This window comes from Sphingomonas sp. 320_CC, from assembly GCF_059691795.1.
The window spans coordinates 357,933-373,319 of sequence record NZ_JCAWAE010000003.1; the positions used below are offsets into that span (position 1 = coordinate 357,933).

General features: G+C 65.6%; 10 protein-coding genes and 1 pseudogene. 3 read left to right on the forward strand and 8 right to left on the reverse strand.

Features of this window, described 5'->3' with window-relative positions; translation table 11 throughout:
* Window positions 1-68: 68 nt before the first annotated feature.
* From AC59GX_RS13130 to AC59GX_RS13145, 4 genes are all read right to left on the reverse strand, one after another.
* A complete protein-coding gene (locus tag AC59GX_RS13130; protein WP_426281458.1) occupies window positions 69-1,589 on the reverse strand; it encodes a rhamnogalacturonidase in 1,521 nt (506 codons plus the stop codon).
* A gap of 14 nt (window positions 1,590-1,603) precedes the next feature.
* Window positions 1,604-2,368, reverse strand: coding sequence for an L-rhamnose 1-dehydrogenase Lra1 (lra1, locus tag AC59GX_RS13135; RefSeq protein WP_426281844.1), 765 nt, complete (start codon window positions 2,366-2,368; stop codon window positions 1,604-1,606).
* A gap of 10 nt (window positions 2,369-2,378) precedes the next feature.
* Complete coding sequence (locus tag AC59GX_RS13140; RefSeq protein ID WP_056064869.1) at window positions 2,379-3,182, reverse strand: IclR family transcriptional regulator; 804 nt, start codon at window positions 3,180-3,182, stop codon at window positions 2,379-2,381.
* Between the two features lie 134 nt (window positions 3,183-3,316).
* Window positions 3,317-6,502 (reverse strand): TonB-dependent receptor, encoded by a 3,186-nt coding sequence (locus AC59GX_RS13145; protein WP_497301848.1) that lies wholly within the window; start codon window positions 6,500-6,502, stop codon window positions 3,317-3,319.
* Between the two features lie 339 nt (window positions 6,503-6,841).
* On the opposite strand from AC59GX_RS13145, the gene AC59GX_RS13150 reads away from it, so the two are divergent.
* Window positions 6,842-8,761, forward strand: coding sequence for a rhamnogalacturonan lyase (locus AC59GX_RS13150; protein ID WP_497301850.1), 1,920 nt, complete (start codon window positions 6,842-6,844; stop codon window positions 8,759-8,761).
* A gap of 12 nt (window positions 8,762-8,773) precedes the next feature.
* On the opposite strand, the gene AC59GX_RS13155 is transcribed toward AC59GX_RS13150, so the two are convergent.
* Genes AC59GX_RS13155 through AC59GX_RS13170 form a run of 4 tightly spaced genes read right to left on the reverse strand, consistent with a single transcriptional unit; the run spans window position 8,774 to window position 13,080 of the window.
* Window positions 8,774-10,075, reverse strand: coding sequence for an oligogalacturonate lyase family protein (locus AC59GX_RS13155; protein WP_497301852.1), 1,302 nt, complete (start codon window positions 10,073-10,075; stop codon window positions 8,774-8,776).
* 14 nt (window positions 10,076-10,089) lie between these two features.
* Complete coding sequence (locus AC59GX_RS13160; protein ID WP_426281451.1) at window positions 10,090-11,064, reverse strand: alpha/beta hydrolase; 975 nt, start codon at window positions 11,062-11,064, stop codon at window positions 10,090-10,092.
* A gap of 1 nt (window position 11,065) precedes the next feature.
* On the reverse strand, window positions 11,066-12,259 hold the full coding sequence (locus AC59GX_RS13165) for a rhamnogalacturonan acetylesterase (RefSeq protein ID WP_426281450.1): 1,194 nt from the start codon (window positions 12,257-12,259) through the stop codon (window positions 11,066-11,068).
* 29 nt (window positions 12,260-12,288) lie between these two features.
* The gene (locus AC59GX_RS13170; protein ID WP_426281449.1) at window positions 12,289-13,080 is read right to left on the reverse strand and encodes a rhamnogalacturonan acetylesterase; all 792 of its coding nucleotides are present in this window, start codon (window positions 13,078-13,080) and stop codon (window positions 12,289-12,291) included.
* Between the two features lie 181 nt (window positions 13,081-13,261).
* Between AC59GX_RS13170 and AC59GX_RS13175 the strand changes: the two genes are divergently transcribed.
* Together AC59GX_RS13175 and AC59GX_RS13180 are read left to right on the forward strand one after the other, a co-directional pair.
* Window positions 13,262-13,921, forward strand: a complete 660-nt coding sequence (locus tag AC59GX_RS13175) for a DUF6250 domain-containing protein (RefSeq protein WP_497301854.1) — start codon at window positions 13,262-13,264, stop codon at window positions 13,919-13,921.
* A gap of 20 nt (window positions 13,922-13,941) precedes the next feature.
* Window positions 13,942-15,354 (forward strand): annotated as a pseudogene (locus AC59GX_RS13180) (exo-rhamnogalacturonan lyase family protein); the annotation flags it as partial.
* Window positions 15,355-15,387 lie beyond the last annotated feature (33 nt).

Here is a 15,387-nt window from a genome sequence, read left to right on the forward strand (position 1 = left end):
CCTCCCAATCCACTATGTGGTATTGCTATGTACGATTTGGTAAAGGCGTTCCGGGCTCAGGTCAAACGCTAACCGCGCCAGAGTTGGGTCCGTGTCACCGAAAGTCCGGTCGCGTCCTCGACAACGAAGGGAGGGCGGGCGTCGGGCGTGGTCGTCGCGAGGTCGAGGCGGTCGATTACAAGGCCCTTCGCATGCCGGACCCACAAGCCCCAGGCGGGCAGTATGCCGAACATGCTCGGCTCCGGATAGGCACCCGCGAGGTCTTCAGGCCTGCGTGCGGCATCTTCGGGCGTGCCGCCGCCGCGATAGGACAGATGGAGGCGGGATAGCGAGATGTCCTCGACCGGATGGCCGGGGAGCCCGGCGATCGCCGCGGCGAAGCGGTCATCGATCCCCGTCGCGTCGATGTCGCTTAACGTCACCCGCCGGATCGCGCCTACCTGCGTTCCGGCTGGACCGCGGCGTCGGTCACCGATCCGCAGGAACAGCGGCGCGGTCGTCACGTCGCGCATCGTGATGCGGCGCGCGACGACGTCCTCCATGACGCCGCCATCGACGGTCTCAAGTGCGAGCCCCCGGCAATGCGTAAAGCTGCAATTCTCGATCAGGATGCGCCGGTATCCGCCGTTGCTCTCGGTCCCAAGCTTGATCCGCCCCGTCACGCGGTCGCGGTCGGGCGCGAGCAGTTGCGTCGTCCGCCGCGTGCCATCGAGCATGGTCCCGAGGTCGTAACCCGAAACCGCGCAATGCCGAACGGTCACGTCCTCCGAAGCGATCGCGCGGCCGAGCGCGAAACTGCTCTTGATGACGATCGCGTCGTCGTTGGGCGTGTTGACGCGGCACCGCTCGACGATCGTACGCTGGACGCAATCGAGGTCGATTCCGTCGCGGTCGGTATCGATCGTCAGGTCGTGGATCTGCAGGTCGCGCGTGCCCGTCGCGAGGATCGCGAAATGCCCGCATTTGAGCATCGAGAAACCGGACAGGCGGATATTGCGCCCGTTCCGGAACGCGATCGCCTTGTTGCCGAGACCGTTCATGCGTTGCGCATCGGGTTCGAGCCGGGCGATCTCAGCCGCGGTCATTTGGCGCATCGACAGCGGCCGCTCGCCCGTCTGTGCCTTCCACCGCGCACCGGGACCGTCGCGTGTCAGCCCGATCCCGTGGATCAGGCCGGGGCCGACAATCGCGACGTTCTCGACATCCTCGCCCCAGAACAGGCTGTTGCGCCAATGGCTGTGGCCGAAGTCCTGGTACAGTTGCTCGCCGCGGTCTTCGGGCAGGTCGTAGTGCCCGGCATAGCGCGCCGGATCGGCCGCCTCGATTACCGCGCCCCTGGCAAGCTGGATCGTCACATGGCTCAGCAGCCGGATCGAGAAACACAGGTACCGTCCCGCGGGGATCAGCACCGTCCCGCCGCCTTGCCGCGCGGCGGCAACGATCGCCGCATTGATCGCGGCGCTATCGATCGCGCTCCCATCGCCGCGCGCGCCGAGTTTGCGCACGTCGTTCACCATCGCGGCATGCGCAGGGAAGGGAAGCAGCGCCGCGCCGATCCCCAACCCGACGTCGCGGCGCGTCAGGGACAAGGCCCCAGAGCCGCTTATTGCAGGTTCACGTACATGCCGCCGTCGACCAGCAGCGAGGCTCCGGTGACGTATTGCGCGAGATCGGACGCGAGGAACACGGTCGGTCCGACCAGATCGTCCGGCTTGCCCAACCGCCCAAGCGGAATGCGCTTTTCCATGTACGACCGCTTGCCCTCGTCGGCGAGATCGTCCTTGTTGATGTCCGTCAGGATCGTCCCCGGGAACAGCGAGTTGCAGCGGATGCCGTGCTTGCCGAGCGCGATCGCGACCGACTGCATCAGCGAATGCAGGCCAGCCTTGGTCGGCGTGTAGTGCGTCTGATACTCGCCGCCGACCAGCGCCGAGATCGACGACATCGCGATGATCGACCCGCCGTCGCCCTGCTCGACCATCTGGTTGGCCGCGGCCTGGACCATGTAATACGCGCCATGCAGGTTGACGCGCATGGTCCGCTCGAACGTCTCGACCGGCATGTCGAGGAACGCGTGGAACGGGCAGATCCCGGCGTTGTTGACGAACACGTCGACTCGCCCGAGCGCCGCTACGGCCTTGTCGATGAAGTCGCGCGCGGTATCCGGATCGGCGACGTCGCCCTGGATCGCGAGGGCTTTCCGCCCGAGCGCCTCGATCTCGGCCACGGCGCTCTCGGCACCCGCCACGTCACGCGCGAAATTCAGCGCGACGTCGGCGCCGTGTCGCGCACAACCGATAGCCACCGCGCGGCCGATTCCTGCCGATGCGCCGGTCACCAGCACGGTCTTGCCTTCGAGCAACATTATTTTCTCCCAGTTAGTCGGTTGGCGGCTCGAAGCCGAGTTCGCGGCTGATCGCGCCCGCGGTGCCGCGAACCTCGTCGGTCAGCGTCGTCATGCGGTCGTCGCTCATATACTGTGCAGCGCTCGACACGCTGATCGCGCCGACGATCTTGCCCGCGGCATCGCGGATCGGCGCGGCAACGCAGCGGATCTGATCCTCGTTCTCCTCCAGATCGAACGCGCGCCCGCAGGTCGCATAGCCTTGCATCCGCTCGCGCCACACTTTCGCATCGGCCCTGGGCGCACCCGCCGCCTGGTCCGCGTCGAAGCGCTCCTGCCAATATTTGGGGGGGGAATCGATCATCAGCGCCTTGCCAAGCCCGGTCGAACTGAGCGGCTGGCGATCGCCCACCCGGCTCGAAATCGTGATCCGCCGCCGCCCCGGCACCTTGTCGAGATACAGCGCGAAATCACCGTCGAACACGCCAAGATGCACGGTGTCCTCGGTCGACGCGGCAAGCTCTTCCAGATAGGGCCGGGCGACCTGCACCAGATCGGCCTGCGCCTGCGCAAGCGTGCCGAGCAGCAACAGCTTGGGTCCGAGCCGGTATCCGGAGCGCGGCGTGAACGCGAGATACCCGCGATCGACCAGCGCGCTCAGCAACCGGTGTGTCGTGCTCTTGGTCAGGTCGAGCTTCACCGCGAGTTCGCTCAGCGTCAGTACCTCGTGGCTGACCGCCTCGATCAGGTCGAGCCCGCGCATGAGGGTCTGGCTGCCGGCACCGACGCCGTTTCCGGCCGACTCCGACTTGTCGATGTTCGTCGTGGAAGTGTTCATGCCCACTCCATAAGACGGCCTCCTACATGCTGGCAATCGGCGAATCTTGAGTCGATTCCGGCCGCGCTACACGATTGGAAAACCGAGAAAAAATGGCCGACCGTCTTGTGCCGGTCGGCCGAGGAGGGAGCGCTCTAGAATTTCAGCTGAAGACCGGCGAAGAACCGCTGGCCCGCGTAATAATATTCCACCGGCCGCGCCTTGTCGATGTAGCTCGCCGACGACTCCTTGTTGATGTTCTGGATCTCCATGAACAACTGGGTGTGCTGCTCGGGGAACCGGAACGTCACCTTCGCATCGAAATAGCCTTCGCCGCGACGATAGATCGGGCTGTTGTCGAAGTTGACGTCGGACACGACCGCCAGCCAGTTCGACCGGTAATTGTAGTTGACGCGGATGTTGAGCCAATCCTTGTCGTAGAAGATGCTCGCATTCGCGGTCCATTTCGATAGGCCGGGATAGTCGTTGAGCGGTTGACCGGTGGCGACGTTGGTCAGGTTGGTCCGGATGGCGCGCGCATAGGTGAAGTTGCCGCTGGCCCCGAGACCATCGAACGGTGCGGGGAGGAACGTGAAGGCGGTTTGTACGCTCCCTTCGATCCCGTCCAGCAACGCGCCGAAGCCGTTGACCGGCTGGCGGACCGTGAACAGCGAGCCGTCCTGGAAGAGATCGACATCGCCGCGCGTCACGTTCGAGATGACGAAGCTCTTCTCGTATTTCTTGAAATAGCCAATGCTGACCGCGGTGTCCTTGTTCGGGAACCAGCCGAGGTTCACTTCCCATTGATCGGCGCGATACGGCACGAGATCGGGATTGCCCGCGGTGCAGGCGTCCTGCAGCCCGGTGATGTCGGTCGAGTCATCGAGACAATTGACGTTGGGGACCAGATCGGTCGGCTTGGGACGGGCGAGATTGCGAGCCCAGTTGGCGCGGAAGGTCAGGTTCGGCGTGATTTCCAGCGCGCCGTTGAACGCGGGAAGCCAGTCGGTGTAGCTGTTCTTCAACGACAGCGAGTTTGCCGCAAGCGTGACCGTTTCGATCACTGCGGGAATACCGGGCACGCCCGTGCCGGGACGGATCCGCGTCTGGCGGCTGATGTTGGTGCCGGTGCCCTTGTCGGTCGTCTTGATATAGCGAACGCCGGCATTGCCGCTGAACCGCATGCCGAGGACGTCCTGTTCGAAATTACCCTTCAGATATGCTGCGGCGACGGTTTCCTTGATGAAAACGGTCGGGATCTGCGACTGGCCATCGGCGTTGCGGACCAGATCCTGATCGAAGCCCGACAGGTCGTAGATCTGGCCCAGTCGGTCGAAATTGATCGTCGGTACCGACAGTTGCGACGGCAGGCCGGCCGGCGCACCCTTGAGCCCGGTGAACAGGCCCGCGCCCGGCAAGCCACCGGTATTGGCCGCGATGAACTGTGCGTACTGGGCCTGCGTCATGTAATATGTGTTCGCGGCGCGCACGGCCGGCGGCGTATCGGTGACGACGGTGGTGTACGAAACGTTGGCGCTCGTTTGATACACGGCAGGGACGGCCGCGGCGCCGGTTGACGGATTCGCCGAAACCGCTGGCGTCAGCAGGCGCGAGCCGCCGCCGTTGTAGTTCTCATACTCCTGCCAGCGGAACTGCCCGCCATATTCGATGCTCGTGAGGAACGGCAGGTTGGTGTTCCAGTCCGCATCGAGCTTGAGCTGGTCTTCCTTGTTGTTCTTGTCCTCCGGGCGGTACTGGACGGTCGGTCCAGCCTGCCGTCCGGGCGCGTTGATCGTGCCGGGGCGGACATAGGCCCCGGTCGAATTCGGGTCGAAGTTCTCGGGGAACACGAACACCGGAATGCCGAGGTCGTTGCGGCGGTCGACGGTGATCCCGCCGATGCCGGTCGAATAGGCGAGTAGGTTGGTATTGTTGACGGTTCGGCCCGTCGAATGCGACGCGAGTGCCTTGATCTTGAGATCGTCGAACGTCCAATCGAACCCGGTCAGGTAATACCGGGTGCGCTGGTCATAGGTGAAATCGCGACGCTGGACGCCCAGAATGTTGCTGGCGCCGTTCCAGACCGGTGCAGCGGCGGTGCCGACGTTGACCGAATTGAGCGCGGTCAGCGCGCTGGTGACGACGTGGTTCTCGCTGGTCGACGTGCCCGCGGTGATCTGCGGACGCGACGTGGCGCCGTTCAGGCCGACCGGCAGCGCAGCGTCGTAGTTGAAGCGCTCGAAACGGCCGAGATCGAGCGAGTAGTTGACGTCGTTGAACTGCTGCTTGCGGTTGGTGATGATCGCTTCGGCAAATGCGCGGAAGTTCGGCGCGAATTCATACTGGACCTGGAGATCGGCGGACAGGCGCTGGTCGTCGATCCGGCGCTGGCGCAGGCGCGGCACGGTCGGGACCCAGTCGAAGAACTGCGTCTCGCAAGCCAGCCGGCGCGTCGTCGCCGCTGCCGCATTCGCTCCGCCGACGCCTGCGCAACTGCCATAGGTGTTGAAATTGGCATAAGCGGGGTTGGCGACGGTCTTCTCGTCCGAGCGATCGAAATCCGCGATCCGCTTCCAGTTGGTGTTGCTGATATAGTCCTGGCGAAGCTGTTTCTTCTCGTAGTTGACGGTGCCCAGAATGCCGAGGCCATCGAGCAGGAAATGGGGTGTCCCGAAGATGCCGGTGAGGCGGGGACGCCATTTCTGTGCGGTGTCGAGATGCTGGGCGGAGGCCACTGCGCTGAGAAGTGGCTTTGCCAGTTCGAGTGGGCGGCGCGTCTCGACGCTGACCGTGCCGCCGAGACCGCCTTCGGTCAGGTCGGCACTATAGCCCTTGTAGACGTCGATCGACTTGACGAGTTCGGTCGCGAGATCGCGCAGATCGCCCGAGCGGCTGCCATCGGCGCTGGCCTGGGTGACGCCGTTGATCTCGATGCGGTTGAGATCGGGTTCGACGCCGCGGATCGACACCTTGGTGCCTTCGCCGAAGTCGCGGTCGAGCTGCACGCCGGTGACGCGGGCCAGCGAGTCACCGAGGTTCTTGTCGGGAAAGCTTGCGATGTCGTCGGCGACGATCGAGTCGACCACGGTGCCGGCCTTGCGCTTGCGGGCGATCGCCGATTGCAGCGACGCGCGCGTGCCGACGACGAGGATGTCTTCAGAGGTTGCGCCGTCCGGCAGGGTCGCGTCGGGCGCGGGCTTCTGTGCGGGTTGCGCAACGTCTGTGGCGGGCGTCGTGGGTGCGGTAGTCTGGGCGGTAGCGGCGGTCGCCGAGCCCAGCATCAGCGCCATTGCAGATGTCGTGATCGCCAGATTGCGCACCGAACAAGTGTGAAGTGTCATCATATTTCCCCCGAAAGACGTTCCGGGCGGCAACGCATGCGGTAGCCGGCCCATCGTGAAGTCACCGTGCTAGGTGGCTGGGCTAGCCAGCTGGGCGCGTCGACAAGGCACGGACGCGACAGGCCTTGCGGCATGTTGCGCGATCGATTTCTGTGCTGGGTCCAGTCATCATCATCCCCTCGTCTCGGCGCGGTCGTTACCGTCGCCAACGCCGGTACCATGACCGACGAAAAACCATATTGTGAAGCTCTGTCCCGTTTATTAGTTTGCCATTTCCTGAAGGGCAATCATAATAATTGGGATAAGTGCGATAATTGGCACGCCGCGATGGAGATGATGATGACTATAGGCAGCCGCGCGTTTCTGGCGCTCATGGTCGGCGTTGCGATGCCCGCGCTGGCGGCATCGCCGTCCCGCGCGGTAGAGCGGCTGGATCGCGGCGTCGTCGCGACGCCCGCGAAGGACGGCGGCTGGCTCGTCAGCTGGCGGCTGTTGCGGGACGATCCGTCCGCGACCCGCTTCGACGTCTATCGCGACGGCCGCAAGATCACGCCGCAGCCGGTCACCGACGCGACGTCGTTCGTTGATCGCCAGGGCAATGATCGCGCCCGCTATACCATTCGTGCCCTCGTCGGCAGCAAGGCGGGGGCGCCGAGTGCCCGCGCGCTGATGGCACCGAACGGATATCTCTCGATCCCGCTCGTGCCCCCGCCCGGCGGGACGACGCCCGATGGCGACGCGTTCACTTATATCGCCAACGATGCCAGCGTCGGCGATCTCGATGGCGACGGGCGTTACGAACTGATCCTGAAATGGGATCCGACCAACAGCCACGACAACAGCCAGGCGGGCTACACCGGCAACGTCTTTGTCGACGCCTATACGCTCGACGGCAAGCGGCTCTGGCGGATCGACCTCGGCCGCAACATCCGCGCGGGTGCGCATTACACGCAGTTCCAGGTTGCCGACTACGATGGCGATGGCCGCGCCGAAATCGCGATGAAGACTGCGGACGGTACCGTCGATGGCACCGGAGTCACGATCGGCGACACCAAGGCGGACTGGCGCAGTCGCGACGGCGAAGTTCCGCAACCAGATAAGACCGGCGCGAAGGTGCTCGCGGATGGCACCAAGGTTGCGCCGCTTGTCGGCCGCATCCTGAAGGGCCCGGAATATCTGACGGTGTTCGATGGCCGCTCCGGCAAGGCGCTCGCTACCGCGGCCTATGATCCACCTCGCTATCCCGGCGGTAATCCAAGCTTCGACCAGATGCGCGAGACTTGGGGCGATGGCTATGCCAACCGCTCCGACCGGTTCCTGGCCGGGACAGCGTATCTGGACGGGCAGCACCCCAGCATGATCTTCGGCCGCGGCTATTATGCGCGCACCGCGATCGCCGCCTGGGATTATCGCGGCGGCAAGCTGACCAAGCGCTGGCTGTTCGACAGCGCGGCGCCGGGTAACGCCGACTATGCCGACCGCGGCAACCACCAGCTGAGCATCGCCGATGTCGACGGCGATGGCCGCGACGAGGTAATCTATGGCTCGATGGCGGTCGACGACGACGGCAAGGGATTGTGGACCGTGCCGCTGTTCCACGGCGATGCGATGCATGTCGCCGATCTCGACCCGTTGCGTCCGGGTCTCGAGAAATGGGGTGTGCATGAGCAGGTAAAGACCAATGGCGGGATCGGCTCGGCACTGCTCGACGCGCGCACCGGCGCGGTCCTGTGGACCAAGCCTGCCGATACCGACACGGGCCGCGGGCTCGCCGCGGATATCGACCCACGTCATGTCGGGGCCGAGCTATGGGGCTCGAACAGCCGCGACCTGTTCGACGTGAAGGGCAATGCGATCGGACCGGCGCCGCGCCAGACCAACTTCGCGCTCTATTGGGACGGCGACCTGCTCCAGGAACTGCTCGACGGCACGACGATCAGCAAATGGAACTGGAAGACGGGCACCGCCTCGCCATTGCTGCATCCGGAGGGCGTCGCCTCGAACAACGGCACCAAATCCAACCCTGCGCTACAGGCGGACATTCTCGGCGACTGGCGCGAGGAGGTCGTTTGGCGCTCGGCCGACAACCGCGAACTGCGCATCTACGTGACACCGTACTCGGCCAGGCACCGCCTCGTCACGCTGATGCAGGACCCGGTCTACCGCGCGGGCGTCGCGTGGCAGAACACCGCCTATGACCAGCCGCCGCATCTCGGCTATTTTCCGGGCAGCCTCACGCCGTCGGACGAGGGCGACTGAGGCGCCCGACGCTCAGAGCCGAGCCTTGGCGATCTCCACCGCGTAGATCGCCGCCTTGCCCTCGATGTTCGCACGGAAGATCAGCCATTTTCCGTCCGGCGAGAAGCGCGCGTTGGGCTCGAGTTTGTAATCTTGCTTGCCCATGTCGACGAGTTTCTCCGCGGCGAAGGTTCCCGCTTCGATGAGGCTGTCGGCATTGTCGGCGCGGATCCCGGCGACATCGGGCACGGGCTTAGGACGGAAGAGGTACATCCACTTCCCGTCGGGGGCGTGCGCGACCATCTCGCTGTCGCCGCCGTCGCCCGAGAACAGTGTCTGATCCGCCGAGACGTTATAGTGGACCGACCATTCGTTGCGCTCGAGATGATACCAACGGCGCTTGGCGGTAGCGACGTCATAGCCGGCCAGCCAGAAATCCTCGCCGCGCGGCGTCTGCAGATCGTACCAGATCGTCTTGCCGTCGGGCGACCAGAATTCGTGGCCGGCGATCTCCATGTTCATCGTCCGAGTGTGAACCTTGGTCATCTGGCTGCCATCGGTGCGAATGGTCCAGATCCGATCGACGCGGTGCCACGGTCCCTCATGGCAATACATCAGTAGCGTCGGGTCGGTCGGCGAGAATTGCAGGTGGTTGAGCCAGTCGGTCGCCTTCACCACGCTGCGCCGCTGCCCGGTCGTCACGTCGATGGTGAAGATCTCCATCGGGATCTTGGCGTCGAGCCGCTGGTTCAGCCGGAATTCCTTGGCATCGGCATAGACCATCGGCCGGCCGTCGGGCCAGTTCGCCGCGTACGCCGTCTGTCCGGTCTTGATATCGACCCCCGCCGCGTTGGGCTGGAGCGGCATGTCGCGCGAGGCGACCTGCCCGGCAAGCAATGTCTCGTCGGCGTTGAGCGTATCGATGCGGCTACCCTTCGGCACCACCGCGATCCTGCGGACCTTGGCCGTATCGATGTCGGCGGCAAAGATCGTGATCAGCGCGTCGTCGCCACCCTTGGCCTGTTCGGAGAAATACGCGGTGCGTGTCTTGTGACCGGCGAACAGCAGGTGAGCGCCCGGCCGGTGCAGCAAGGATCTGACCGCCCACGTCTTCGTATCCGCCACCGAGATACCGTCGGCAGTCTGGAATATCATCAGGTCGCCCTGCGGCGTGTAGGCGTTGTAGTTGAAATAGAGCGCGTAATTGCCGGGCGCGTCGGACAGTCGCAGGATCCGGTGACCAGTCTTCGCATCGACCCACGAGACTGGTTTCGCCGCGATCGAGGGTGCGGCGATGGCGAGCGCGATGCTCAGCCCGAATACACTGTTTCGCATCGTCAGATCCTTCGTTAGGCAGGCCAGCCATGGTCGCGCGACCAGGCCAGGAACAGGTCCATCCACGGTATCGCCGTCCCGTCGCGGTGTGGGGCAGGGGGGCCGTGGCCGCCCTTTTCGAATATCATCAGTTCGGTGGGGATCTTGGCGGCGTGCAGCGCTTCGTACAGCAGGATGCTGTTGCGCGCCGGCACTGCTGGATCATCGGCGTTCGCCATCACGAAGCTCGGCGGCATGTCGGCCGGAAGGTCGATCTGCGTCGAATAGCGCCGCTGCCAGGCTGGATCGGCGGCGTGCGGACCCAGCAATTCGCGACGCGACTGCGCGTGCACCCCGTCGTCGAGCATCGTCACGACGGGAAAGAAGAGCCCGGCGATCACGGGCTTTGCGGACAGGCGATCGGCCGCGTCGATCGGCGTGTAGGTCGGCGTACTCGACCGGGATGCCAGCCGTGCCGCGAGATGCCCACCGGCGGAAAAGCCGGTGACGGCAACGCGCGCCGGGTCGACTGTCCAGCGCGTCCCCGCACCCGCGCGGATCACGCGCATTGCCCGCTGTGCATCCTGCAATGGCGCATCTGGTCCCGCCGCCCAGCCATCGTGCGGCAGGCGATAGAGCAGCTCGAACGCGGTGATGCCGCGCGCCGCGAAATCGCGTGCAATGCCGCCGCCGGTCCGGCCGACCGCTACGCGTGCGTAACCGCCGCCGGGACAGATCAGCACCGCCGCGCCGTTGGGCTTGGCCGGCCGCACTACCGTCAGCATCGGCGTCGCGACATGCGGCCAGGCGATGTCGTCCGCCGCGCCGGTCGGCGATCGCTTGACCCACTGGTCGATAATCGCCGGTGTCGGGCCGCCGGGTGCGGCACCTGGCCAGAGCGCGAACTGCTCCACCGCCAGCGTCGTATCCTGTGCGAACGCGCGGAGGGGCAACAGGCTGGTGAGCCCACTCGCGAGACCACCGGCCAGGATCGCACGTCGCGTGGTCATCTCAGTTTCCGTCCGGTCGGGTGGAATCATGCGCCACGCTCGGCGCAAGCCGGAACGTGGCAGGGTCGGGCGGATGGCCCGCGTCGAATGCTGTCAGGTCCGGCTTCAGATGCTCGGCGAGCGGCAGTTTCGCGGTAGCAATGCCCGCCGCGACCGCCCGCGCGAGCACCCACGCGCCGTAATTGTCGTGGTGTGTCGCGTCCTTGCCGCCATCGTTGAACGCGAGCGGTGCGCGCGTCGATCCGAGCGCTTCGTAGAAGCGGATGCTCGCGGCATTCAGGTCGATCACCGGCACGCGCAATTGCGCGCCGACCGCCTTTACCGCCGCGGCATAGTCCGTGAGCGTTGGGCGGATCTTGTCGCCGGTCCACATCCGCCGCTCTGGCGAGGTCACGAGCACAGGCTCGACGCCCCGTCGACGAAACTCCGCGATCCACGCGCGAAGGTAATCTCGATAGGTCGTCTCGGCTGCGGCGTAGGTCTGCGGCCACTGCGCCTTCTGGTCGTTATGCCCGAACTGGATCAGCGCCCAATCGCCCGGCTTCGCCGACTCCAGCACCTTGGCGAAGCGCAATTCGGTCATGAACGACTTCATCGTCTCGCCCGATTCCGCGTGATTGGCGACGGCGATGTCCGGACGGAAGAACGTGGGGAGCATCTGCCCCCAACTCGCAGCAGGTTCGGCGGGCTGGTCGGTGACGGTGGAGTCGCCGAGCAGGAATATCGTCGGCACCGTCACCGGCTCGATCGCGATCGCGGTCACCCCGGTGTGCGTTCCGAGCATCTCCAGCGTCAACCGGTCGTCCCAACTGAACGAACCGCGCTCGCGTGGCTTGAGCAGCACCCCGGTCCCACCCGGCGCATTCAGCGGCGGCGGGGTGAGTGCGGCGTTACGGACGTTGACGACGAAGTTCTGCGTGATTGATCGCCCTGCCGGCACGACGACCGCATCGAGCATCAACCGTCGCGACTCCGCCTTGATACTGGTGTCGGTACGAATCTTGGGCAGGCCGAGAGTCACCGTGACCCGGTAATTGCCCGGCGGGACCCCAACCGAGAACAGCGCGGGGTTACCGCCCTCGAAACCGAAGCCGTCCGCATAAGCGCGCCCGGCCGCCACCGAGACGGTGTCCTTTGGGGCCGCGCCACCACCGAACACGAACCGTCGCACCTGCGCTTCGGCCGCCGTACTCATCAAAGCAAATCCCAGAGCCAGCGCGCCGATCAGCTGCACGACGGGCCACCCGCCGGCGTCGCGCGTGTCAGGGCGGGAGTCCCGGGCGTCACGTAGCGCGCGATCGGCAGCTTCAGACGGTGGAGCCCGGTTGCCACGAGATCGGCAACCCGCCGCGCGCCGATTTCGCTGAAATGCGTGTCGTCGGCCACGCCGGTAGGATAGCCGGGCGCTCCTGCCGCCCCGGTGTAATGCAAATAATAGCCCTTCGCCGCGTCGGCCCCGGCCGCCTGCACCCAGGCCTGTGACGTCTTGCCGAGATCGATCAGCGGCGTCCGCGTCTCGCGTGCAACCTGTCGCGCCGCGTCGGCATAGGTCGGAAAGCTCGGTTGCTCGACTCCGTCCTTGAAATCGCGTCGCGCGACCGGGGTCAGGATCACTGCCTTCGCACCCGCATGGCTGGCGACGTCGAGAAAGCGGCGAAGGTTCGCGCGATACTGCTCGATAGTCGTGAAGCGTTCAGGCTTGTCGACACCCGCATCGTTGTGACCGAACTGGATCAGCAGCGTGTCGCCTTTCCGCAGGTCCGCGGCGATCTTGTCGAGCCGGCCCTCGCGGATGAAGCTGTTGGTGCTGCGCCCGCCGATCGCGCGGTTCTCGACGCTGACGTTTGGCGCCACCGCACAACGCAGCATCGTTCCCCAACCCGACTGCGGATACCGGTCAGCCTTGTAATCCTGCGCGGTCGAGTCGCTGGCGATGAAGATCCGCATCGGGGCAGGGGAGGCACCACCCAATGAAGGCGCACCCAGAGCGATGGCTATTAACAGGCCGTTCTTCACCCACACTCTCCCGCGTCTTCTTTCCCGCATGATGCGACGAGGTTCCGGAAAGAGCAACCGGCATCTCGATGAAATAACCATCATGTGGAATGCATAACTAATATTCGGCACGAACTTGGCGGCGGCGATTTCGCGGCCTATGCAATGGCGGAGCGCGATGACAGCGCACGGGGAGGGCAGCATGCGCTTGAATGCACGGCTTCACATCGCGGCGGGTATCCTCGCCAGCGTGCCGTCGATGTCGATCGCCCGCCAGCCGCTCGCCGATTGGGTCGTCGAAGCCGAGGATCCCGCGGCGCGAGTCACCGAACGCGGCGGGATCATCGATATCGATACCGCGAAGGGCCTGACGCTCTGGTGGCGCAAACCCGTCGCGGCGCCGGTCGTCATTCGGTTCGAGGCGATGGCGGTGTCCGAAGGTGGCGCGAACGACAAAACCAGCGACCTCAACGCGTTCTGGATGGCGCACGAAGACGACGGCGGATCGGTGTTCACGCACCGTCGCAGTGGTGCGTTCGCAGACTATGACAGCCTGCGCACCTATTATGTCGGTATCGGCGGCAACCGGAACACGACGGCCCGCTTCCGCCGCTATGTCGGCCGCGTCGGCGACCGGCCGCTGCTGCCCCAGCACGACAGGCGCGACATCGCCGACATGCTTCAGCCCAATCGCTGGACGACGATCCGGCTGATCGCGGACGGGTGGACGGTGGCGGTCGAGCGCGACGGGCGGCGGGTGTTCACGCTCGACGATCCCGCACCCTATGCGTCCGGACAGTTCGGGCTGCGGACCACGTGGAGCCACCTGCGCATCCGCCACCTGTCGATCACGCGCCGCTGATGGAGACGATCATGACCCCAATGAACCCTACGCGGCGCGATACGCTGAAGGTCGCACTGCTCGGCGGTGCGACCGCTTTGTTGCCGGTCCGGCTCGATGCCGCGCCTGCGCCTGCGTTCCAGCCCGCCCCGATCCGCTGGATCGACGGGGCCGCGCCGACGATGCACTTGGGGCAGACGTTTGGCGTCGCGTGGCCGCGCGGCGTTCTGAAGCGCAACACCGCGCTGGCGGTTCGCACCGCCGATGGTGCCGACATACCCGCGCAGACCTGGACCACCGCGACCTGGCCCGACGGTTCGATCAAATGGACCGCCCATGCGATACCCGCCGATGTCGCGCCCGCTGGCCTGATCGTCACGCGCGGTCGGGCGACGGCACCAACGCGCGCGGTGAAGGTCACCGAGTCGACCGATGCAGTGGTCATCGACGTCGGTGACTTGCGCTGGGAGATCGGTCGCACCGGCCCCGCATTGGTCCGCTCGGCCAGCCAGTCCGGGAAGCCCGTGCTCGGCGCCGTTTCTCTGGTCGGTTCGGTCAAGCCCGACCCGCTCCACGGCGAACCCGTGTCGTTCGCCGGCGAGATCGAAAAGGTCACCATCGAGCAACGCGGACCCGTCCGCGCGGTCGTCAAGATCGAGGGACGGCACGCGATGGCCGATCGTCGCTGGCTCCCCTTTACGGTGCGGCTCTATGCCTATGCCGGATCGGCGGCGTTGCGGATCGTCCACAGCTTCGTGTTCGACGGCAATGCGGGCCATGACTTTCTTGCGAGCTTGGGCGTGCAGGCGTCCGTGCCGATGCGTGGCGCGCTCCACGATCGCCATGTCCGCATCGCCACCGACGGCCAGATGTTCGCCGAGGGCGTGCGACCGCTGACCGGCCTGCGCCGTGATCCCGGTCGTACCTTCCGCGAGGCGCAGATCGCCGGTCACGCCACCCCGCCGCTTGCGGGCATGGCGCGCGCAGTGCGCGATACGCTCGAACGGATTCCGGCCTGGGGCGACTTCCGCCTCGAACAGCCCAACGCCAATGGCTGGCAACTGACCAAGCGAACCGCGCCCGGCCAGGGCTGGATCGACGCCGACGAGGGCGCGCGGGCGCCGGGTCTTGCGTATGTCGGCGGTCCCGACGGCGGCGTCGCGCTCGGCCAGCGCTATTTCTGGCAGCGTCATCCGACCGCGCTTCACATCGATGGCGCAGACCACGACACCGCGCAGTTGACCGTCTGGCTATGGTCGCCCGAGGCGCCAGCGATGGACCTGCGTCCGTATCACGGCACAATGGGGATGGAGGGATTTGCCGCGCAAAACGAGGGGCTGTCCGTCACCTATGAGGATTACGAGCCCGGCTGGGACGACGCATCCGGCATCGCCCGCACCAGTGAACTGACGCTCTGGGCGCTGCCTGCGACGCCCGACACCGCGACGCTCGCGCAGATGGCGAAGGCTCAAGCGACACCGCCGCAA

What these genes read in the sequence shown, in the direction of transcription:
- AC59GX_RS13165 (WP_426281450.1), bottom strand. Translation starts at nt 12,259, where the DNA reads ATGAGTACGGCGGCCGAAGCGCAGGTGCGACGGTTCGTGTTCGGTGGT.
- AC59GX_RS13175 (WP_497301854.1), top strand. Translation starts at nt 13,262, where the DNA reads ATGCGCTTGAATGCACGGCTTCACATCGCGGCGGGTATCCTCGCCAGC.
- AC59GX_RS13140 (WP_056064869.1), bottom strand. Translation starts at nt 3,182, where the DNA reads ATGAACACTTCCACGACGAACATCGACAAGTCGGAGTCGGCCGGAAAC.
- AC59GX_RS13150 (WP_497301850.1), top strand. Translation starts at nt 6,842, where the DNA reads ATGACTATAGGCAGCCGCGCGTTTCTGGCGCTCATGGTCGGCGTTGCG.
- AC59GX_RS13145 (WP_497301848.1), bottom strand. Translation starts at nt 6,502, where the DNA reads ATGACACTTCACACTTGTTCGGTGCGCAATCTGGCGATCACGACATCT.
- AC59GX_RS13160 (WP_426281451.1), bottom strand. Translation starts at nt 11,064, where the DNA reads ATGACCACGCGACGTGCGATCCTGGCCGGTGGTCTCGCGAGTGGGCTC.
- AC59GX_RS13155 (WP_497301852.1), bottom strand. Translation starts at nt 10,075, where the DNA reads ATGCGAAACAGTGTATTCGGGCTGAGCATCGCGCTCGCCATCGCCGCA.